The 18,869-nt window shown below is 55.4% G+C and carries 16 protein-coding genes; 1 reads left to right on the top strand and 15 read right to left on the bottom strand.

The genetic code is table 11. The features are described 5' to 3' along the window. Positions 1–167: 167 nt before the first annotated feature. Genes P1X16_RS02100 through P1X16_RS02110 form a run of 3 tightly spaced genes read right to left on the bottom strand, consistent with a single transcriptional unit; the run spans position 168 to position 5,178 of the window. A complete protein-coding gene (locus P1X16_RS02100; RefSeq protein WP_277225933.1) occupies positions 168–359 on the bottom strand; it encodes a hypothetical protein in 192 nt (63 codons plus the stop codon). A gap of 4 nt (positions 360–363) precedes the next feature. Beyond that, positions 364–1,935, bottom strand: a complete 1,572-nt coding sequence (locus P1X16_RS02105; protein ID WP_277225935.1) for a RagB/SusD family nutrient uptake outer membrane protein — start codon at positions 1,933–1,935, stop codon at positions 364–366. A gap of 3 nt (positions 1,936–1,938) precedes the next feature. Then, a complete protein-coding gene (locus P1X16_RS02110) occupies positions 1,939–5,178 on the bottom strand; it encodes a TonB-dependent receptor (protein ID WP_277225937.1) in 3,240 nt (1,079 codons plus the stop codon). A gap of 740 nt (positions 5,179–5,918) precedes the next feature. Here P1X16_RS02110 and P1X16_RS02115 point away from each other — a divergent pair. Further along, positions 5,919–6,707 (top strand): NUDIX domain-containing protein, encoded by a 789-nt coding sequence (locus P1X16_RS02115; RefSeq protein WP_277225938.1) that lies wholly within the window; start codon positions 5,919–5,921, stop codon positions 6,705–6,707. A 51-nt stretch (positions 6,708–6,758) separates the two neighbouring features. Here the strand turns inward: P1X16_RS02115 and P1X16_RS02120 are convergent, their stop codons facing one another. From P1X16_RS02120 to P1X16_RS02175, 12 genes are all read right to left on the bottom strand, one after another. Then, entirely contained in the window at positions 6,759–7,532 is a 774-nt protein-coding gene (locus P1X16_RS02120) for an enoyl-CoA hydratase/isomerase family protein (protein ID WP_277225940.1), read from the bottom strand. Between the two features lie 22 nt (positions 7,533–7,554). After that, positions 7,555–7,812, bottom strand: a complete 258-nt coding sequence (locus tag P1X16_RS02125) for a hypothetical protein (protein WP_277225942.1) — start codon at positions 7,810–7,812, stop codon at positions 7,555–7,557. 3 nt (positions 7,813–7,815) lie between these two features. Beyond that, positions 7,816–9,867 (bottom strand): phenylacetic acid degradation bifunctional protein PaaZ, encoded by a 2,052-nt coding sequence (paaZ, locus tag P1X16_RS02130; RefSeq protein ID WP_277225944.1) that lies wholly within the window; start codon positions 9,865–9,867, stop codon positions 7,816–7,818. A 423-nt stretch (positions 9,868–10,290) separates the two neighbouring features. After that, positions 10,291–11,460: a 3-hydroxyacyl-CoA dehydrogenase NAD-binding domain-containing protein gene (locus P1X16_RS02135; protein WP_277225946.1), complete on the bottom strand. Its 1,170-nt coding sequence runs from the start codon at positions 11,458–11,460 to the stop codon at positions 10,291–10,293. Further along, complete coding sequence (locus P1X16_RS02140) at positions 11,457–12,242, bottom strand: enoyl-CoA hydratase-related protein (protein ID WP_277225948.1); 786 nt, start codon at positions 12,240–12,242, stop codon at positions 11,457–11,459. Before P1X16_RS02140 ends, P1X16_RS02135 begins: the two co-directional genes overlap by 4 nt. A gap of 269 nt (positions 12,243–12,511) precedes the next feature. Continuing rightward, positions 12,512–13,021: a 1,2-phenylacetyl-CoA epoxidase subunit PaaD gene (paaD, locus tag P1X16_RS02145; RefSeq protein WP_277225950.1), complete on the bottom strand. Its 510-nt coding sequence runs from the start codon at positions 13,019–13,021 to the stop codon at positions 12,512–12,514. After that, positions 13,015–13,818 carry a 1,2-phenylacetyl-CoA epoxidase subunit PaaC gene (gene paaC / locus P1X16_RS02150; RefSeq protein ID WP_277225952.1) on the bottom strand — a complete coding sequence of 268 codons (804 nt, stop codon included), beginning with the start codon at positions 13,816–13,818 and terminating at the stop codon, positions 13,015–13,017. Before paaC ends, paaD begins: the two co-directional genes overlap by 7 nt. 11 nt (positions 13,819–13,829) lie before the next feature. Beyond that, positions 13,830–14,117, bottom strand: a complete 288-nt coding sequence (paaB, locus tag P1X16_RS02155) for a 1,2-phenylacetyl-CoA epoxidase subunit PaaB (protein WP_277225954.1) — start codon at positions 14,115–14,117, stop codon at positions 13,830–13,832. Between the two features lie 272 nt (positions 14,118–14,389). After that, on the bottom strand, positions 14,390–15,352 hold the full coding sequence (paaA, locus tag P1X16_RS02160) for a 1,2-phenylacetyl-CoA epoxidase subunit PaaA (protein ID WP_277225956.1): 963 nt from the start codon (positions 15,350–15,352) through the stop codon (positions 14,390–14,392). An 80-nt stretch (positions 15,353–15,432) separates the two neighbouring features. Then, positions 15,433–16,512, bottom strand: coding sequence for a 1,2-phenylacetyl-CoA epoxidase subunit PaaE (gene paaE / locus P1X16_RS02165; RefSeq protein WP_277225957.1), 1,080 nt, complete (start codon positions 16,510–16,512; stop codon positions 15,433–15,435). Between the two features lie 83 nt (positions 16,513–16,595). Then, positions 16,596–17,177 carry a TetR/AcrR family transcriptional regulator gene (locus tag P1X16_RS02170; RefSeq protein ID WP_277225959.1) on the bottom strand — a complete coding sequence of 194 codons (582 nt, stop codon included), beginning with the start codon at positions 17,175–17,177 and terminating at the stop codon, positions 16,596–16,598. A 220-nt stretch (positions 17,178–17,397) separates the two neighbouring features. Then, positions 17,398–18,819 carry an FAD-linked oxidase C-terminal domain-containing protein gene (locus tag P1X16_RS02175; protein WP_277225961.1) on the bottom strand — a complete coding sequence of 474 codons (1,422 nt, stop codon included), beginning with the start codon at positions 18,817–18,819 and terminating at the stop codon, positions 17,398–17,400. Positions 18,820–18,869 lie beyond the last annotated feature (50 nt).

The raw sequence follows: 18,869 nt of genomic DNA on the forward strand, positions 1-18,869 counted from the left end.
GCACTGGAAGATAACTCAGAGTGGCAAGTAAGGGTAGAAACGCAATAGTTGAAGCCTCGCCGTTGCGAAGTGCAACCTAAGTTATTTCCTCGCCAATTTCATTTCCTGGACTTTCTCTTGCGGCGCGAGCAGCTTGCTACTTTTCTTGACTATTTCCTTGGCCCCTTTCAAGGAAGCAGAATAGTACCTAGCACTACGCCGGCAAAAAACAACGTCCAGCGTCGGACATCATCTTTTGCCGGCGTAATGGTGAGAGGTGAAATCGGCAGATGGGCAGTGGCGGAGTGGTGCAGTTGATGTCCGGCTGCGCCACTTGCATAGCCAGAACAGTAGCCGCACCATTCCGCAGCTTCAGCCATTCACTTAGTAGCCCGGATTCTGCGTCAGGTTTGGGTTGACGTTGATTTCTGACTGAGGGATGGGCAGCAATACGTGGAAGGGCTGAATGGCTTTGCCCTGCGCCCGCATAGTTGGAATCAGTTTGTTGGTACGCTTCAAGTCGTACCACCGGTCGTTCTCGAAAGCCAATTCACGGCGCCGCTCGGCCAGAACCGCATCCGCAAAGTTGGACGTACCTGCCGTCAGGTCCTTGGCTGAAGGAGTGTTAATGGGCAGGCCATACGCCCGACGCCGTACTTTATTGATGGCTTCAAGCCCTTCCGTTGTCGGCCCCACGGCTTCAGCCAAAATCAAGTACATCTCCGCGAGGCGCAGTACCGGCACATTCAGCGGCGAATCCCAGTTGCTAACGTTCACCGTCCCCACAAAGAACTTGCGCACGTTGAAGCCCAGCGGGTCACCCACCAGCGAAGCCGGCTGAATTTGCCCGTCCGGATACCGGTCGCCGGGCTTGAAGATGGTGGCGGCCAAGCGGGTGTCGGTGGCCTCGTAGCTATCAACCAAGTCCTTTTCCGGAATGTTGAAGCCGTACCCCCCCGACGACACCACGTAGGGGTTGCCGAAGAAGCGGGCTCCCCAGAACTCGTTCATGACGGCACCGGGTCCGTCGGTGGTGTAGTTGCTCAGGCCGCTCTTGAATTGCACCTCGAAAAGCGACTCCTGACCGTTCTCGTTTTCCACCTTGAAGTTATCGGCGAAGTTCGGCCACAACGTTTTGCCGGAGTTGGCAATAACCAGCCGCGCCTGCGTAGCCGCTTCAGGCAACTTGCCCTGCGTCAAGTACACCTTCGCCAGCATAGCCGTAGCCGACCACTTCGTGGCCCGGCCCAGGTTTTCGCCGGTGTAGGAGTTGGGCAGCTTGCTAATGGCGTCGTTGAGGTCCTTGATGATCTGGTCGTACACCTGCGCTACGGGCGTCCGGGTTAAGCTAGCTACGTCGGCGGTAGTGGAGGCAGGCGTTAGTACCAACGGCACATCCCCGAAGGCCCGCACTAGGTAGAAGTAATACAAGGCCCGCAAAAACGCTGCTTCGCCGAGATATTGGTTTTGCAGTTCGGTCTTAGCGAACGTGATGCCCGGCACGCGCTGCAGCACTTGGTTGGCCTGGCCGATGCCCAGGTACGCCCGCTGCCAGTGGGTGGTAGTGAGCGGGTTGGTGGCCGTCATGGTGAAGTTGTCGAGCTGCTGAAACTCGATACCGTCGGCGGCGCCCCCGCCCCCGAGGAAAGAGTTGTCCGACATTACGTCGCCGATGGCCCACAGCGAGTAGTTGAACATGCCGCTCTGGTTGAGCTGCGAGTACACCGCGTTAGTGGCCAGCAGCGCGTCGGTTTCGGTTTTATAGAAGTTTTCGACCGTAGAAGCGTTGCGTGGGTCGAGGTCTAGATAGTCTTCTGTGCATCCGGCCGTTAGGCCGAGCATCAATAAGGCAGCGTAAAGGGGCTTTCTATTTTTCATGGTAGTAGTCGTTGAGAAGTGAGCAGGTTTGCCGCGGCCTTGCTGGTAAGCTGGCCGCACGGCAAGCGCGTCAAGCATTCATTAAAAACCGATGTTAAGACCAGCCAGGAACACGCGGGCCTGCGGGTAGATGCCCCGGTCGATGCCGAAGCTGCCGCCCTGGTTACCTAGTTCAGGGTCGAAGCCGTCGTACTTGGTCACCGTCAGTAGGTTCTGGCTGCTCACGTACACGCGCACTTGCTTGGCGTAAATCCGGTCGAGCACGCCTTTGGGCAGCGTGTAACCCAGCGTCAGGAGTTTGATGCGCATGTAAGAACCATTCTCCACGTAGTGGCTGGAAACGCGCAAGTTCTGGTTCGGGTCGCCGGTTATAGCCCGCGGAATATCGTTGCTGGTGCCGGGGCCGGTCCACCGCTCCAGTGCCAAGGTGCTGGCGTTGGACGAGCCGTAGATACCTCCCTCGGTGTAGTACCGGTTTAGGTTGTACACATCGTTGCCCTGCGAGCCTTGCAAAAACACGTTCAGGTCGAAGCCCTTGAAAGTGAAATTGTTGGTTAAGCCGTACGTGAAGCTAGGGTTCGGGTCACCGATATAGGTTTGGTCTTGGCTATTCACTACGCCGTCCCCGTTGATGTCCCGGAACTTGATATCCCCAGGGCGAGTGCCCGACGTCTGATAGAACGTGTTCAGGCCGTTGGATTGCGCGGCCGCGTTGGCGTTCAAGGTTTGCAGCTCTTCGTTGGTCTGAATCAGGCCGTCGGCCACGTAGCCGTAGAACGAGCCAAAAGGTATCCCGGCTGCGTACCGTACCAAGCTAGCCCCGCCGCGCGTGCCCTGACCGAAAAACGGCTGTCCAGCTCCCAGCGACTTCAACTCGTTTTTGTAGGTCGAGAAGTTGAGCGTAGTAGTCCAGGTGAAGCCGTTGTCGTTGTTCACGAAGTTGTTGGTCGTGATGGCCACGTCTATGCCCTTGTTGGTAGCAGAAGCGGCGTTGGTGTTGATGTTTTCGCTGGTGCCGGAGGTGTACGTTACCGGTACCGAGGCAATCAAGTTCGGCGACTTACGGGTGTACAGGTCCACGCTGGCTTGGATGCGGTTATCCAGCAAGCCCAAGTCAATGCCCAGGTTGGTTTGGGTGTTTTCTTCCCATTGCAAGTTGGGGTTGCTTAGGCGCGTAGGAGCGGCGCCACCCACCAGGTTCTGAGTGCCCGGCCCAAACACATACGCCGTGCCGGGGGTGTAGGAGCCTATAGTCGAGGTAGAGGAACCGTTGTTGGAGTTGATCAGCGACAGGTAAGCAAAGGTGCCCGCGTTGTTTGGGTTTCCTACCCGGCCATACCCCACTCTGATTTTCAGGTTGCTGATCGAGCTGTAATCCTTCAGAAAATCTTCTTCGGAAATGCGCCAGCCCGCCGACACACCCGGAAAGAAGCCGAACGAGTTGCCGGGGGCAAAGGCCGACGAACCATCGTAACGGGCAATGGCCTGGAACAAGTACTTGCCCGCAAACTCGTAGTTGACGCGGCCGAAGTAGCTGGCTAGTCGAGCCTGCGCGTTACCGCCGTTGTTGCTGGTTTGGGAGTTGATGGGGCCACGCTCAATTACCTGCAAGTTGTTGCTGGTGTAGCCCGTGCGGCTGGCACTCAAGAAGCTGGTATTGAACTGCTGAGCCGATTGGCCAAGCAGAACCGTGACTTGGTGCTTGCCCGCAAACAGCTTGTCGTACGTCACCGTGTTTTCGATGAGGTAGCTTGGGTTGTAGTTCGAACTGCTGGTTAAGCTCGATTGGCTGGTTGGGTACTTCGACGAGCCCTGGATAGAAGGGAAAAAAGCGTCCCGCTGATCGAACAGCAAGTCGGCACCTACGTTGCTGCGGATGCGCAGACCCGGTAGCGGCTCCAACTCAGCGAAGAATGTGGTAATGGCCCGGTTGCGGTTGTTTTTAATATTGGGCCGTAGCGCCGCCGTCACGGGGTTTTCCTCGCCGTAGTTATCAGCGCTTGTAAACTCGTAGAAACTGCCGTCGGGCCGGTAGGCTGGCGCTGTGGGCGGGGCCTGCAAAGCCAACTGGATAACACCGCTGAACTCGTTGTTGGCCGAATTTTCCTGCCTAGACTGCTGATGGGTCAGCGCTAAGCTGTTGCCAATCTTCAGGATTTTACTGAGCTGCACATCCCCGTTGGCCCGCAGCGTAAACCGCTGAAAAGCCGACCCAATGATAGTACCATCCTGCTGGAAATAGCCCGCACTCACCGAATAACGGGCTTTTTCGCTGCCACCGAGGGCCGAGATGTTGTAGTTCTGGATTTTGGCGGTGCGGAAAATCTCGTCTAGCCAGTCCGTGCCTTCGCCTAGCGAAGCCGGGTTGGCATAAGCCGGAATTAGCGTAAGCGCAGGAGTGGTAAGACCCTGTGCGTTGGAAGCGTTTCGTCCTTCGTTGTTGAGGGTGGCGAATTCCTGCGCATTAAGCATCGGAATCTTGCGCCACACCTGTTGCACTCCCGCATAGGCGTCTAGGTTCACGGAAGAAGTGCCCGCTTTGCCGCGCTTGGTGGTGATAATTACCACCCCATTGGCAGCCCGCACCCCATAAATAGCGGTGGCCGAGGCATCTTTCAGCACGTCCACACTCTCTATATCGTTGGGGTTGATGTTGTTAAGGGCACTGTCGTCGCCGGGAGGCAGCGGAAAGCCGTCTACCACGTACAGTGGGTTGTTGTCGCCGGCCGAGGTAATGCCGCGTACGCGGATGGAAGTACCGCCCGTGCCGCCGGGAGCCCCCGAGTTAGACACTACCTGTACCCCCGCCGCACGGCCCTGAATAGCCTGCGAAGCATCGGCTACGGGCTGCGCCGCAATTTCGCGCCCCGATACCGAGGCTACTGCGCCCGTTACGCTGGCGCGCTCCTGCGTACCGTAGCCCACTACTACTACTTCCTTCAAGGATTGCTTGTCCTCGCTCAGCGTGACGTCGAGCGAGGTGCTAGCGCCCGTGACGGGTACTTCCTTGCGGATATAGCCCACGTAGCTGAACACCAGCGTTCCGCCTTCTGGTACGTCTAGGCTATACGCACCGGTTCCATCGGTGCTAGTGCCCACAGAACTCCCCTTAACGACCACCGTAACACCTGGTAGTCCCTCGCCCGTTGCCGTCAGAACCCGGCCGCTCACACGCACATTCGCTACGCTAGCTGGCCGATTCGCACCTGGAGCTCCGTCTGTTGGACGGGCGGCGGCTTGTAATACAAACGTTTGCATTTCGCTGGCAGCAAATAGCACTGCACTGCGTAGCAGCAGGTTTTTGTAAGAAGATGGTAGCATATGAAAAAGGGTAAAAATGGGAAATAAGAGAGGGCAGAAGGAATGGCACAGTTATCTATAAGCCAGTGCGGCAAATAGGAAGGAAGCCAGAAGCATGTAGATGGTCTACAGGCAACTGCTTGCTTAGCCAGAAAACAGAAAATGGAAACAACCTAGAATGCAGAAGCCTTTATCTCCTGACAAGGAGGTGGTAGGTACTGCCCTAAAATGCAATAGGAGGTCGGGTCACCAGCATAAGAGAAGCTGGCAACAAGGGCGGGAATTTGCTGGAACGGCGCCCGGCGCTTAGCAGCGGGTAGCAGTAAAGAATTGAATTAAGAAAATCAGCTCAGTGAAAGGGGCGACAATTGCCGCACCAGTACAGATGAATAGATATGCTTCTAAAGCCTAGAAAGGCAGAAGGTTGTATACGGCTACGTAAGCCAGCTCTTATTTGTATTCAGCTTTGGCGTAATGCAACTTACTTGAAAGTACAGTGCCTTTGGGAGGCATCTGAAGCTCCACCAATCATTTGGGCAAGGTGCGGGTCAGCAAAAGCCAGCACATGCCACGTATTACTTCTGTACCAAACAGGCATACAGATATTAATAAATTTGGGAATTGGAGAGAAAAGAGCGATGCTGATAGTACAAACCTAATATTCCCTTGTGTGCAGGTGAACTTATTATGTATTATCAGGAGATTAAATGTAGAAATTTTTTTTTAATACGTTTATTTTACGCAATAAATTTTTGCTGCCTATGGACACTACCCATGAGGTTCTCGACTTTGTTCATAACGGCCATGAGCGGTATTTGCCCCACCTTTCAATCGATTGTGTCATTTTTGGCTACCATCAGCACCAGCTCAAAATTTTGCTGATTCGCTACCATGCCCACAGCAAGTGGAGCTTACCGGGTGGTTTTATAGCCAGAGATGAAACGCTGACGCAGGCCGCAAGCCGAATATTGGCCGATAAGACGCAACTCCACAATTTATTTTTGCGGCAGTTTCACACGTTTGGTGATAGTCCCACGCGACTCAACGAACTCGGGGCGCGGCAGGTCCACAACACTACCTATTCCAAGGTGGGTGTCACAATCGACCAGAACAACTGGTTAGCCGACCGAACATTATCCATCGGCTACTATGCACTGGTCGATTATTCGGACGTCATTATAAAGCCGGAGTTTCTGGTTGATGAGTACTGCTGGCGTGATGTAAACGATATTCCCTCATTGCTCTTCGACCACAACGAAATCATTGAAACGGCCCTGCTCACGCTACGCAGCCAGATGTACCAGCAACCGATAGGCTACAACCTGTTGCCCGAAAAATTCACCTTACCCGAAATCCACGCACTCTACGAAACCATCCTCGGCAGGCAGTTCGACCGCCGCAACTTCCGCAAAAAGCTTCTCGCGCTTGGCTTGATCAGGCAGCTTGCCGAGCAAAAGAAAATAGGGCCGCATCGTTCGCCTTTCCTGTATGAGTTCGACAGCGAAACCTACCATCGAGCTTTAGAAGAGGGAGCCGTACTAGGCTTCTGAGCAGTTTTCAATCTTCCCGTAAACCAACTCAGAAGCCTAGCGATACTTCATCTACCCCTTCATCTTTTGTATAACGTTGCGCGTAAAGTCGGACAGCACCAAGGTTCCGCTGATGGCTGCCCGTTCCAGCAGTAAGGTGTCCCAGTGCTCGGTGCCTTCCCAGAACACGCGCTTCATGGCGCGCAACGCATCGGGCGCATAAGCGGCTAGCTTTAGGGCGAAGGTCTGCACTGCCGTGTCCAACGATGCCTGGTCCTCAAACAAGTCAGCGTATAGGCCTTTGTCACGGGCCCATGCGGCCGACCGGAATTCGGTAGCATCGAGTGCTAATTGTTGAAAAGCCGCTGTACCAAGTTTGCGTTCCACGGCTGGCCCTACCACAAACGGACCAATACCTACCGCTAGCTCGCTGAGCTTGATGGCCGCCTGCGTGGTGGCAAAGCAATAATCGGTCGCGGCCGCTACGCCCACGCCGCCGCCCACTGCTTTGCCCTGCACTCGCCCAATGATGATTTTCGACGATGTACGGCAGGCATTTATCACCTTCGCAAAACCCGAGAAGAACTCCTCCCCCTGCTCTTTGGTCTCGATGGTTTGTAGCTCATCAAAGCTGGCCCCCGCGCAGAAAGTACGGTCGCCACCGCTTTTCAGCACGATGACTTTCGTTTGCGGGTCCTGCCCAAATTGACGAATGGTATCTGCCAAATCAGTCAGTACGCGGCTAGGAAGAGAGTTGTGAGAAGGGTGGAAGAAGGTGACGGTGGTGATGCCGTGCGCATCAGTGGAAGCTTCTACTTTGCCGGCGGTAAGTGCTGACGTTGTCATATCTATGGGTAATGGTGACGAGCTATTCATACATGGATGCTCCTCTCAAAATATTTGCAAAGTTTTGCCAGCTAGGTTCGTCAGCATTCACACCTGCCTCACAGTTGTCGTAATAGCCCTGAATGTCTTCTGCATACCGTCCTAATGCTTCCAAGAAACTTTCGAGAGTGTTGTTTTCCCAACTATTTGGGCTCTTGAGAAAGTCTTGGCGCAAAAGGGCCACAAATTCAACAAATGATGCCCGACTATCTACTGTATTGTTGGCCCTGGTATCATCCATGTTTTATTCTTGATTTTTCTTCTTCACCATCGTCAAAATCGTGGTTATGGCTACAGTTTCGCCGGTTTGGTCGGTTACATCTACCAGCCAGCGGACGATGCCTTTCGCTACGTCGGTTTCGTCGCGCTTTTCTTGGTCTACTTTCTCCTTCACAGTGAGCTTCACGCCGATGGTGGTGCCAGGATACACGGGCTTAGTGAAGCGGCACTCGTCGAGCCCGTAATTGAGCAGCACGGGCCCTTTACGCGGGTCCACGAACATACCGGCTGCCTTCGACAAGATGTAGTAGCCGTGCGCTACGCGCCCCGTAAAGAGCGTGCCTTCTAGAGAGGTAGCATCAACGTGGGCGTAGAAATTGTCGCCCGACACGTTGGCGAAGTTGCTGATGTCGGCTTCCGTGACGGTGTGCTTGTGGGTGACGTAAGTTTGACCAATCTCCAATTCCTCGAAGTAATGCTGGAAGGGGTGCTTGTCTTTCTCTATCTGCTTGGCATTCTGCTGGTATACTTCCGTGATGGCCGTAATCATGCTCGGTGAGCCTTGAATGGCTACGCGCTGCATGAAATGCTCTACCCCACGCACGCCGCCCATTTCTTGCCCGCCGCCCGCCCGCCCGGGGCCGCCGTGAATGAGTAAGGGGAGGGGAGAACCGTGGCCAGTACTTTCCTTGGCCACTTCCTCGTTGAGAACCAAGATCCGGCCGTGGTGCGTGGCTGCGCCCAACACAAACTCCTGCGCCGTGCGTGGGTCAGCAGTGGCAACCGAACAAACCAACGAGCCTTTCCCCATATTCGACAGCGTAATAGCTTCGTCTACATCGTGGTAGGGCATCAAGGTAGCTACAGGCCCGAAGGCTTCCACTTCGTGGGTGTCGGTGAACCGGAACGGGTCGGAGTTGAGCAGCACGATGGGCGACATAAACGCGCCGACTTTGCAGTCGCCCCCGATTACCTGCACGTTTTCCAGGTCGCCGTACACGATGGGCGTGTTTTTGGCGAGTTCCTGTACTTGCTGCCGCACTTTCTGCACTTGCGCCATGCCCGCCAGGGCACCCATGCGCACGCCTTCGGCCAGCGGGTGCCCAATGGTAGTTTGGGCCAATGCCTTGCCCAGGGCAATCTGCACGTCTTCCAGCAGGTTTTCGGGCACAATGATGCGGCGAATGGCGGTGCATTTCTGCCCGGCTTTGGCCGTCATCTCCTTGCGCACTTCCTTGATAAACAAATCAAATTCCACGGTGCCTGGCACGGCATCCGGACCCAGCACTGCCGAGTTCAGCGAATCGGCTTCCATGTTGAACGGCACGGCTTCGGCCAGAATACGCGGGTGGGCTTTTAGCTTGCGTCCCGTTTCGGCAGAGCCTGTGAAGGTCACGACATCCTGGTACGTGACGTGGTCGAGAATGCCTTGGCCTGTACCACATACCAGTTGCAAGGCGCCTTCCGGCAGAATTTTCGAAGCAATAATTTCCCGTACCACTGCTTCGGTAAGGTAGGCTGTGGGCACTGCCGGCTTCACAATGGCCGGCATGCCGGCCAGCAGGTTCACGGCAATTTTCTCCAGCATCCCCCAGATAGGGAAGTTATAGGCATTGATGTGCACCGCTACCCCTTCTTTGGGTACCATGATGTGATGCCCAATGAAGTTGCCGGCTTTCGACAGCGCAATTGGGTCGCCGTCTACATAGAAGGGCTTGTCTGGAAACTTTCGGCGCAGGGAAGCATTGGCAAACAAGTTGCCGATGCCGCCTTCAATGTCGATCCAAGAGTCGGCACGGGTGGCACCGCTGCGGTAGCTGAGGGTATAGAAGTCTTCTTTTTTGCTGTCCAGATGCAGAGCTAGCGCCTTGATCATGCGGCCCCGCTCGTGGAACGTCATTTTGCGTAATGCCTTGTTGCCCTTGGTGCGGGCGTAGTGCATCATTTCGGCGTAGTCGAGGCCGTCGCTGCTGGCGGTTGCAATGATATCGCCGGTACTCGCGTCGTATAGCTCTTGTGGCTGGCCCGTACCGGCAACCCAGCGGCCGAGGGCGTAATTTTCAAGTGCGGGAGTCATAGACAATGGGTGGGATTTTTACTTTCTGAAGTCTGCTGTTAAGCGGAAAGAAGACAGGTATTAAGCACTATTTCCCCTACTTCGATGAGGAGGGGTTCGAAGTAGTTGATTGGCGCCAGAACAATCTACAGAACTGTCATGCTCGATCTGTCAATGGCTTGTCAAAGCATCGTACATGCAAAATACTTACTGTCATGCTGAGCTTGCCGAAGCATCTCGCGTGCTGACATTGTGGTGCTACTTGAGTTTACCACACTAGCGAGATGCTTCGGCTTCGTTGCACTGCGCTCAGCATGACGGTACGGGCTAAGTAAACAGTGCGGAGTCGACCACCCCTGACCCCTCCTCATCGGAAGAGGTAAACTAATTTTTAGCTCTAGTTCTAGGTATGGCCTATCTATTAGAAGAGTAATCTATGTTAGGCTAAGTGGCTGTTGATGGAAAAAAGTGCTGCCGGTTTCGGACCATGCGGCGCAGCAGGGGGCTGGCGCGGTACCGGTCTTCGTGGTATTCGGCGTAGAGATTATCCAGCGTGTCGAGCACATCGGCAATGCCTAACTCATCGGCCCAGGCTAGCAAGCCTTTTGGGTAGTTGACGCCTTTGGTCATGGCTAGCTCTAGGTCGTCGCGGGAAGCTACTTGTAGGGCTAGCGCGTCGGCGGCTTCGTTGATGAGCATGGCCAGCACGCGGTTCACAATTACGTTGCCTAACGCTTCGTCGCGGTTTGGCTCGGGCTGTATGGTTTCGGGGGCATAATTGTAGAAGCCGCGGCCAGTTTTGCGGCCGTAGTAGCCGGCTTCAAATAGCCGCTTCTGCGTGAAGGAGGGCTTGTAGCGCGGGTCGTAGAAAAAGGCCGTAAACACTGATTCCGTGACCCGGTAGTTGACGTCGTGGCCGATGAAGTCCATGAGCGTAAACGGCCCCATCCGGAACCCCCCAAGCTCGGTAAGCGCCCAGTCGATGGTAGCAATATCGGCAAGGCCTTCTTCTAGCATACGAATGGCCTCGCCGTAGTACGGCCGCGCCACCCGATTTACGATAAAGCCCGGTGTATCCTTGGCTAGCACGGGCAACTTCCCCCAGCTTTCCACCAGCTTTCGCACTTCCGTTGCCAGTCCTTCCCGCGTCTGAACAGCCGGAATTACTTCCACCAGCTGCATCAAGGGGGCCGGGTTGAAAAAGTGGATGCCAATAAACCGCTCCGGCTGTTGGCAGGCGGCCGCAGTAGATGTGATAGACAAGGACGAGGTATTGCTGGCCAGCACGCACTCCGTAGACACAATGCTTTCTAGCTGTTGAAACAGCTGTTGTTTGACCGTCAAATCTTCCACTACCGCCTCTATCACCAATTCGCAATCCGCAAACTGCTGTATATCGCCGGTGGGGTGCAGCCGGGCTGTAACCGCTTCGGCGGCGGCAGCGGTGAGCTTACCTTTCTCGGCTAGCTTGCGCAGGTTTGCCTCAATAGAGCGGCTGGCTTGTTGTAGGGCCTCGGAGTTCTGGTCGAGCAGGCGCACGGTGTGACCGGCCGTGGCTACCACTTGCGCAATGCCCGCTCCCATGGCGCCGCTGCCGATAATGCCAATAATCATTCGCCCGTGAAGGTTGGTTTGCGTTTCTCCATGAAGGCCGACACACCTTCGCGGTAGTCGGCGGTGTGGCCGGCGCGGTACTGGTAGTCGGCCTCGCAACGTAGCTGCTGCTCCAGGCTATTGTGAAACGAGGCGTTGAGTAGCTGTTTGGTGTAGGCCAGGCCTTTGGTGGGCATAGTGGCTAGCTTGACCACCAGCGCCACTACTTCGTTGTCGAAGTTTTCATCTGGAATTGCCTTGTAGATCATGCCCATCTGCTCGGCTTCCGAGGCGCTTACTTTGTCGCCAGTCATCATTAGGGCTGTGGCACGCTGCATGCCAACAAGGCGGGGCAGAAAATACGTGCCGCCACTGTCGGGAATCAACCCAATCTTGCTGAATGCCTGAATAAACGAGGCCGATTCCTTTGCCACCACTAGGTCACAGGCCAGCGCGATGTTGGCACCCGCACCGGCCGCTACGCCGTTCACGGCGGCTACCACCGGCTTGTCCAAGTCCCGAATCAATTGCACAATGGGGTTGTAGTGCTGCTCTACAATTTCCGAGACGCCTGGACTGCTGGGGTCGGTGATTTCTGCTAAGTCCTGCCCAGCGCAAAAGGCCTTGCCGGTACCCGTCAGCAACACCGCACGCACCGTAGCATCTTCCTTGCAGGCGCGCAAACGCTCTTGCAAAGCCAAAGCCAGCGGCTTGTTGATGCTGTTGAACACGTCGGGGCGGTTGAGCCGGATGGTGGCAATACCAGCTTCCAGAGAGAAAATCAGGGAATCAGAATCGAGCATGGAGAGAGGGTGGATTTGAGAGTTTTGCAGTGATAGAGAGTCAGAGAATCTAGCGAGGTATTGTCATGCTGAGCGTAGCCGAAGCATCTCGCTCGACGCGTTGGGTTTAGTGCCACAACATCAGCACGCGAGATGCTTCGACTACGCCTCCGGCTTCGCTCAGCATGACGGGCTTGAGTATTATGGTGGAAGGTTACCTCTTTAACTAACTCCTTGAACGAGGAGGAAAACCGGGTTTCTTTAGTTATTGGCTGATTATACTCTTTGTATCAGCTATGGCATTTGAAGTAGTCGAACGGCTCGTGGCAGTCGTCGCACTGGTAGAAGGCTTTGCAGGCCGTAGAGCCGAACTGACTAACTAGGTGCGTGTGCTCGGACTTGCAAAGCGGGCAGCGCACGGCGGTATCCTGACCGAATAGGTTGAGCAAGTGACCAGTCGCTGTGCCATCTACGGGCGGAGCAATGCCATACGCTTCCAGCTTTTCGCGCCCGGCTTGCGACATCCAATCGGTGGTCCAGGCTGGGCTGAGTTGGTTGTGGATGGTGACTTGAGTAATACCCTCGGCCAGGAGCCGCAGCCGAATATCGGTGGCAATGGTGTTCATGGCCGGGCACCCCGAATAGGTAGGCGTGATAGTCACCGTCACGGCTTGGTCCTGCACCTGCACCTTGCGGACTATGCCTAAGTCCAGGATGCTGAGCACGGGCACTTCGGGGTCCGATACCTCTTCCAGCAGCTGCCATACACGTTCCTCAGTAGGCGCCTGCGTTGCTACCATGTCATACCCGGATAAGTGCGCTGCATGTACTGTAGCTCAGTTAGAATGTAGCCCAAGTGCTCGGAATGGCGGCCTTCTTTTCCGCCGCGCTGCATGTATGTTTCTTGCGGAACCGGTACGGTCGCTTCGGCAAACACTTTGGCTACATGCGCAGTCATAGCCTCCTGAAACCTCGTGTATTCAGGAATAATGCCTAGGGTTTGTAAGGCTTGCTCAGTGGCTGTGGGCGTGGTTAGCTCGCCGGAGTAGCGCCACAAGTTAGCCAAGGCTTTGTTGAGGCGCTGGCGGCTTTCGTCGGTTCCGTCGCCTAGCCGGATTATCCATTCCGAGCTCCATTTGAGGTGGTAGGCAGCCTCTTTCCACGATTTTTCGGCAATAGCTGCCAACCGCTCATCGGAGCTGGTTTGTAGCTGTTGCAGGAAGTGAAAGTGAAAAGTGTCGAACAGAAACTGCCGCACTACGGTAGCGGCAAAGTCGCCGTTGGGTTGTTCTACCAGCAGTGGGTTGCGGTACTCGGTGGCAACGCGCAAGAAGGCGAGGTCATCTTCGGTGCGGCCTTTGCCTTCCAGTTCGGCAGCGTATTGGTAGAAGCTACGAGTTTCGCCTAGCAAGTCCAACGCAATATTCGCCATAGCCAAATCTTGCTCCAGAATCGGCCCGTGCCCGCACCATTCAGATAGGCGGTGGCCCAGAATCAGGCTTGTATCGGCTAATTGCAGCACATACTGAAACAGGTGTTGGCGCACCTCGGGCGAGTAGGCACTCAACGCAGTGGTGTCGGATGGGGCGACTTGCATGCGGAAGGGAGTTACATGTGCTTGATGGAATCGGGCACTTCGTAGAACGTGGGGTGCCGATACACTTTGTCGTTGGCCGGGTCGAAGAAGGCGGCGGAGTCATCGGGGTTAGAGGCGTGCACGTGCACCGACTCTACCACCCAAATGCTGACGCCTTCCATCCGGCGGGTATACACGTCGCGGGCATTTTGAATAGCCATGGTGGCATCCGCAGCGTGTAAGCTGCCCACATGCTTATGGTCGAGGCCTTGCTTGCTGCGGATAAAAACCTCCCACAGCGGCCATTCTGCTTGATTCATCTGTAAATTATTTATGCCTTCATCTTCACCCTAGAAACCCGTCACGCTGACCAGAACGTCATGCTGAGCATGTGGCGCATCAAGCCAGGGTCCGAAGCATCTCGCGGACTGAGGTTGTGCTACTATTGTCATGCTGAGCGTAGCCGGAGGCGAAGTCGAAGCATCTCGCTCGAATCGTTGAATTGACGAAAGAAATTACCACACTAGCGAGATGCTTCGGCTTCGTTACACTGCGCTCAGCATGACGGGCTTCTAAATGGTTCTAGTTGTTTCTAAGCTGCGGCAGACTTCTCCTGCTGTTCGCGCTGTTTGCGTTTGGCGGCGTGGGCTAGGGCGGCTTCGCGCACCCAAGCGCCTTCTTCGTGGGCTTTGATGCGGGCTCCGAGGCGGTCTTTGTTGCACATGCCATTGCCTTTTACCACATTCCAGAACTCTTCCCAATCCACTTCGCCGAAGTCGTAGCCGTTCTTAGTTTGGTTCCACTTCACGTTGGGGTCCGGCACTGTCAAGCCTAAGAACTCGGCCTGCGGTACCATCATATCCACAAACTTCTGGCGCAGCTCGTCGTTGGTGAAGCGCTTGATGCGCCAGTTCATCGATTGAGCAGTGTTAGGCGAGTCAGCGTCTTTCGGGCCGAACATCATGAGCGTAGGCCACCACCAGCGGTTGAGAGCTTCCTGCGCCATTTCCTTTTGCACCGGTGTGCCTTCGCACAGCGTCTGCATAATCTCAAAGCCTTGGCGCTGGTGGAAGCTTTCTTCCTTGCACACCCGCACCATGGCGCGGGCATAGGGACCATACGAAGTGCGGCAAAGCGGCACCTGGTTGAGGATGGCAGCACCATCAACCAGCCAGCCCACGCAGCCCATATCGGCCCAGGAGAGGGTAGGGTAGTTGAAAATGCTGGAATATTTGGCTTTACCAGAATGCAAGTCAGCCAGCATCTGGTCACGAGAAGCACCTAGCGTTTCGGCGGCGCTGTAGAGGTAGAGGCCGTGGCCCGCTTCGTCCTGCACCTTGGCCAGCAGGATAGACTTGCGCTTCAACGACGGGGCGCGGGTAATCCAATTGCCTTCCGGCAGCATGCCCACCAGCTCGGAGTGAGCGTGTTGGGAAATCTGCCGGATCAGCGTTTTGCGGTACGCGTCGGGCATCCAGTCTTTGGGCTCAATGCGGACGTCCGCGTCGATACGGGCCTGAAACTGCTCTTCAAGGTTGATTTCTACCGTTTCCATGCACTAGCAACAAGTATTAACTAACATTCGTTAGCTAAAAGTAAAGAAATTTCTGTTGGTTCATCGAAGTGAGGCTCCGGTTACTGATCAAAATCAACGGTTACCTTCTCTGACATGGGCCGGGCCTGGCAGGTTAATACGTAGCCTTTGGCCACTTCCGTATCGGATAGCGAGTAATTCACGTCCATTTCCACCTTGCCATCCACGATGCGGGCGCGGCAAGTGCTGCACATACCGTTTTTGCAGGAATAAGGGGCATCGGCACCAGTTTCCAGCATAGCATCCAGAATGGTGTTGCCGTAGTACGACATCTGAAGCAAGTGGGTGCTGCCGTCGAGCTTCACCGCGACTTGGCTTTTCTTATCGTCCTCACCAACGGGGTGCACTTTTGTAGGGCCAGCTTGTTGCTTGTTGCTACCCGCCGAGGTGAACATCTCGAAGTGTATCTTTTCGGGCGCTACCCCGGCAGAGGTTAGAGCGGTACGTACGCCGTTTATCATCTCCTCCGGGCCGCAAATAAAGCACTCATCAATCTGACTAGGCGGCAAAATCTTGTCGAGGAACTGCCGGGTTTTCGCTTCGTCGATGCGGCCGAAAAGCAAGTCGGTGTCGCCTTGCTCCCGGCTGAGAATGTGGTAGACGCTCAGGCGCCGCAGAAACTTGTTTTTGAGGGCTTCAATGGCCTCCTTGAAAATGATGGAGTTGCGGCCCCGGTTGCCGTAAATAAGCGTGACCTGGCTATTTGGCTCGGTTAGCAGAATGGTTTTCACAATGGAAAACACCGGCGTGATACCGCTGCCGGCTGCAAAAGCCACGTACCGCTTCGCGTTGGCCGGGTGCAGTTCTGTATAGAAGCGGCCAGCCGGCGGCATCACCTCCAACTCTTCCCCCACGCGCAAGTTTTCTACGGCCAACGACGAAAACCGCCCATCGGGCACCTTCTTAATAGCCACTTGCCACTCGCCATCTAGCGGGCTGCTGCATATAGAATAGGAGCGGCGGAGTTCTTCCCCGTTGTGCTCCCGCCGAAACGTCAAATACTGCCCCTGCGTGAATTTGAACGTGTCCTGCAATTCGGCGGGCACGTCCAGAGACAGGGTAACACAATCGGGCGTTTCCCGCTGGATACGCTTGATTTTGACTTTATGAAAACGACTCATGAGTTGTGAATTACCAGTAACTAGCTGAGAGCTATGAGTTATTAATTATCGACTCACATGCAACTCTCAGCTGGCAGCTGATCTTATTTTGCTAAGCCATTCAGCAGAATGGTCATGATATTTCGCTCTAAATCTTCGGCGGAGATGCCCCGACCGGGCCGGTACCACAGTTCCACCCAGCGCACTGCCGACAGAATGGTGAACAGGGCCACTGATACATTGACGGGCTGTAGCTCACCGGCCGCAATGCCTTGCTCAATTAGGGCCGCAAAGCCTTGCTCATACCGTTTGCGGGCCTCTTTGAATTGGATGAGTTTGTCGCCGGTAAGGTATTTCCAGTCGTTGTTGGCCACCGATACGGCAGCTCCATCTTCTATCATCAAGTACACGTGGCGCCGGAGCAGCGTTTCCACCTTCTTCGTGTAGGAAGCGTCCATCTTTTCCACCTCGGCTAGTTGCGAGATGTACGTATTGGACACGTAGAAGCAGATGCTTTCCAATATCTCGTCTTTCGACTTGATGTGGTTGTACATGCTGGCGGCTTCCATGCCTACCTCGCCGCCCAAGTCGCGCATGGAAGTACCGGCAAAGCCTTTTTCTTTGAAAAGCTTTGCTGCCTCGTCTAGTATGCGTTGGCGCTGATTGACTTTACTCCGTTTGGCCATGAATAACTGATGCTGGCTATTGCTCGTGGTTTTCCGCTGATGCTTTACGTACATCACCCTGAAAAAGAATATCAGCGGGCGGCCCAGCAAAACTAGCCTTTAAAAACTAATACCTGTTAGTTTTTAAAGGTTCAATTAGAAATTCAGTTTACACCACCAAAAAGCCCCGCCAGAACCAAGTTCCGGCGGGGCCTCTTTATGCAGCGTTAAGCGGTTACTGCTAGAATATTTTACCTGGATTCAGGATCCCTGCCGGGTCAAACACGCGCTTGATGCCGCGCATCAGCTCGAGGTTGGCTTCGGGCAGCGCAATGCCGATGTAGCCTTTCTGCACCAGCCCAATACCGTGCTCGCCCGAGATAGTGCCGCCGAGCTTGACGCACAACTGGAAGATTTCTGTTATCGGCTGCCGCAGCCCCACGTTCCACTGCTCATCGGTGAGCTCGCCACGAATGATGTTGACGTGCAAGTTGCCGTCGCCGGCGTGGCCGTAGCACACGCTCTTGAAGCCGTAGCGCGCCCCAATTTCCTTGACGCCCTTCAGGAGGGTAGGCAGTTCGGCGCGGGGTACCACGGTGTCTTCCTCTTTGTATACGGAATTGTAGCGCACCGAATTGCCAATATTGCGGCGGATGCGCCACAGATCGTCTTTCTGGCCGGCCGTGTCAGCCAGCAGGATTTCGCCTACGTCGTAGTGCTCGAGTACGCCGTACACCTGCTCGGCTTCTTTGTAGAGTTGGTCGAGGTCCTGTCCATCTAGCTCAATCAGCAAGTGAGCGTGGATGTCCTCGGGCAGGGTGAGTGGAATCTTCAAGTAGTCGGATGACCAGGCAATGGCTTCGCGCTCCATGAACTCCATGCCCGAGGGGATGATGCCCGCCCGGAACACGGCCGACACGGCCTCGGCCGCTTGCTCGATCTGGCGGAATGGCACCAGCATCAGGATGTTCTGCTGCGGGTAAGGCAGCAGGCGGAACACTACCTTGGTAATGATGCCCAACGTACCTTCCGAGCCCACCATGAGCTGCGTGAGGTTGTAGCCCGTGGAGTTCTTGAGCGTGTTCGCCGCCGTCCAGATAATGTCGCCGGTGGGTAGCACCACTTGCAGGTTGAGCACGTAGTCGCGGGTAGTGCCATATTTAACGGCTTTGGGGCCGCCACTGCTATGGGCCAGGTTGCCGCCCAGGGTGCAACTGCCTTTGCTGGCCGGGTCGGGCGGGTAGAACAAGCCTACTTCCTTCACGGCATTCTGAAACGCCTCGTTGATGACGCCCGGCTCGACGGTGGCTTGCAGGTTGCGCTCGTCGATGTGCAGGATGCGGTTGAGTCGCTCCGTGCTCAGCACCACGCCGTGGTGAATAGGCAGCGCCCCACCGCTCAGGCCGGTGCCGGCCCCGCGCGGGGTCACCGGAATGCGGTGTTCGTAGCACAGGCGCATAATTTCTCCTATCTCCTCGGCGTTACCCGGGCGCAGCACCACATCCGGGGCGTAGTGCAAGTCCTCGGTATGGTCGCGGCCATAGTCGGCGTAGGCGTCGGCGGTAGCAGCGGCCTCGGCGCGCTGCGCGGTCAAAACGTGAGTTGGCCCAACAATAGCTTCAAAGGCTACCACCAGCTCGGGCGTGAGGGATTGGAAATTCATAAATAGAAGAGCTTATGGCTGATTCGCGTATCTTTGGCTCAATGCGAGAA

It is taken from the genome of Hymenobacter sp. YC55, from assembly GCF_029433095.1.
GTDB lineage: Bacteria > Bacteroidota > Bacteroidia > Cytophagales > Hymenobacteraceae > Hymenobacter.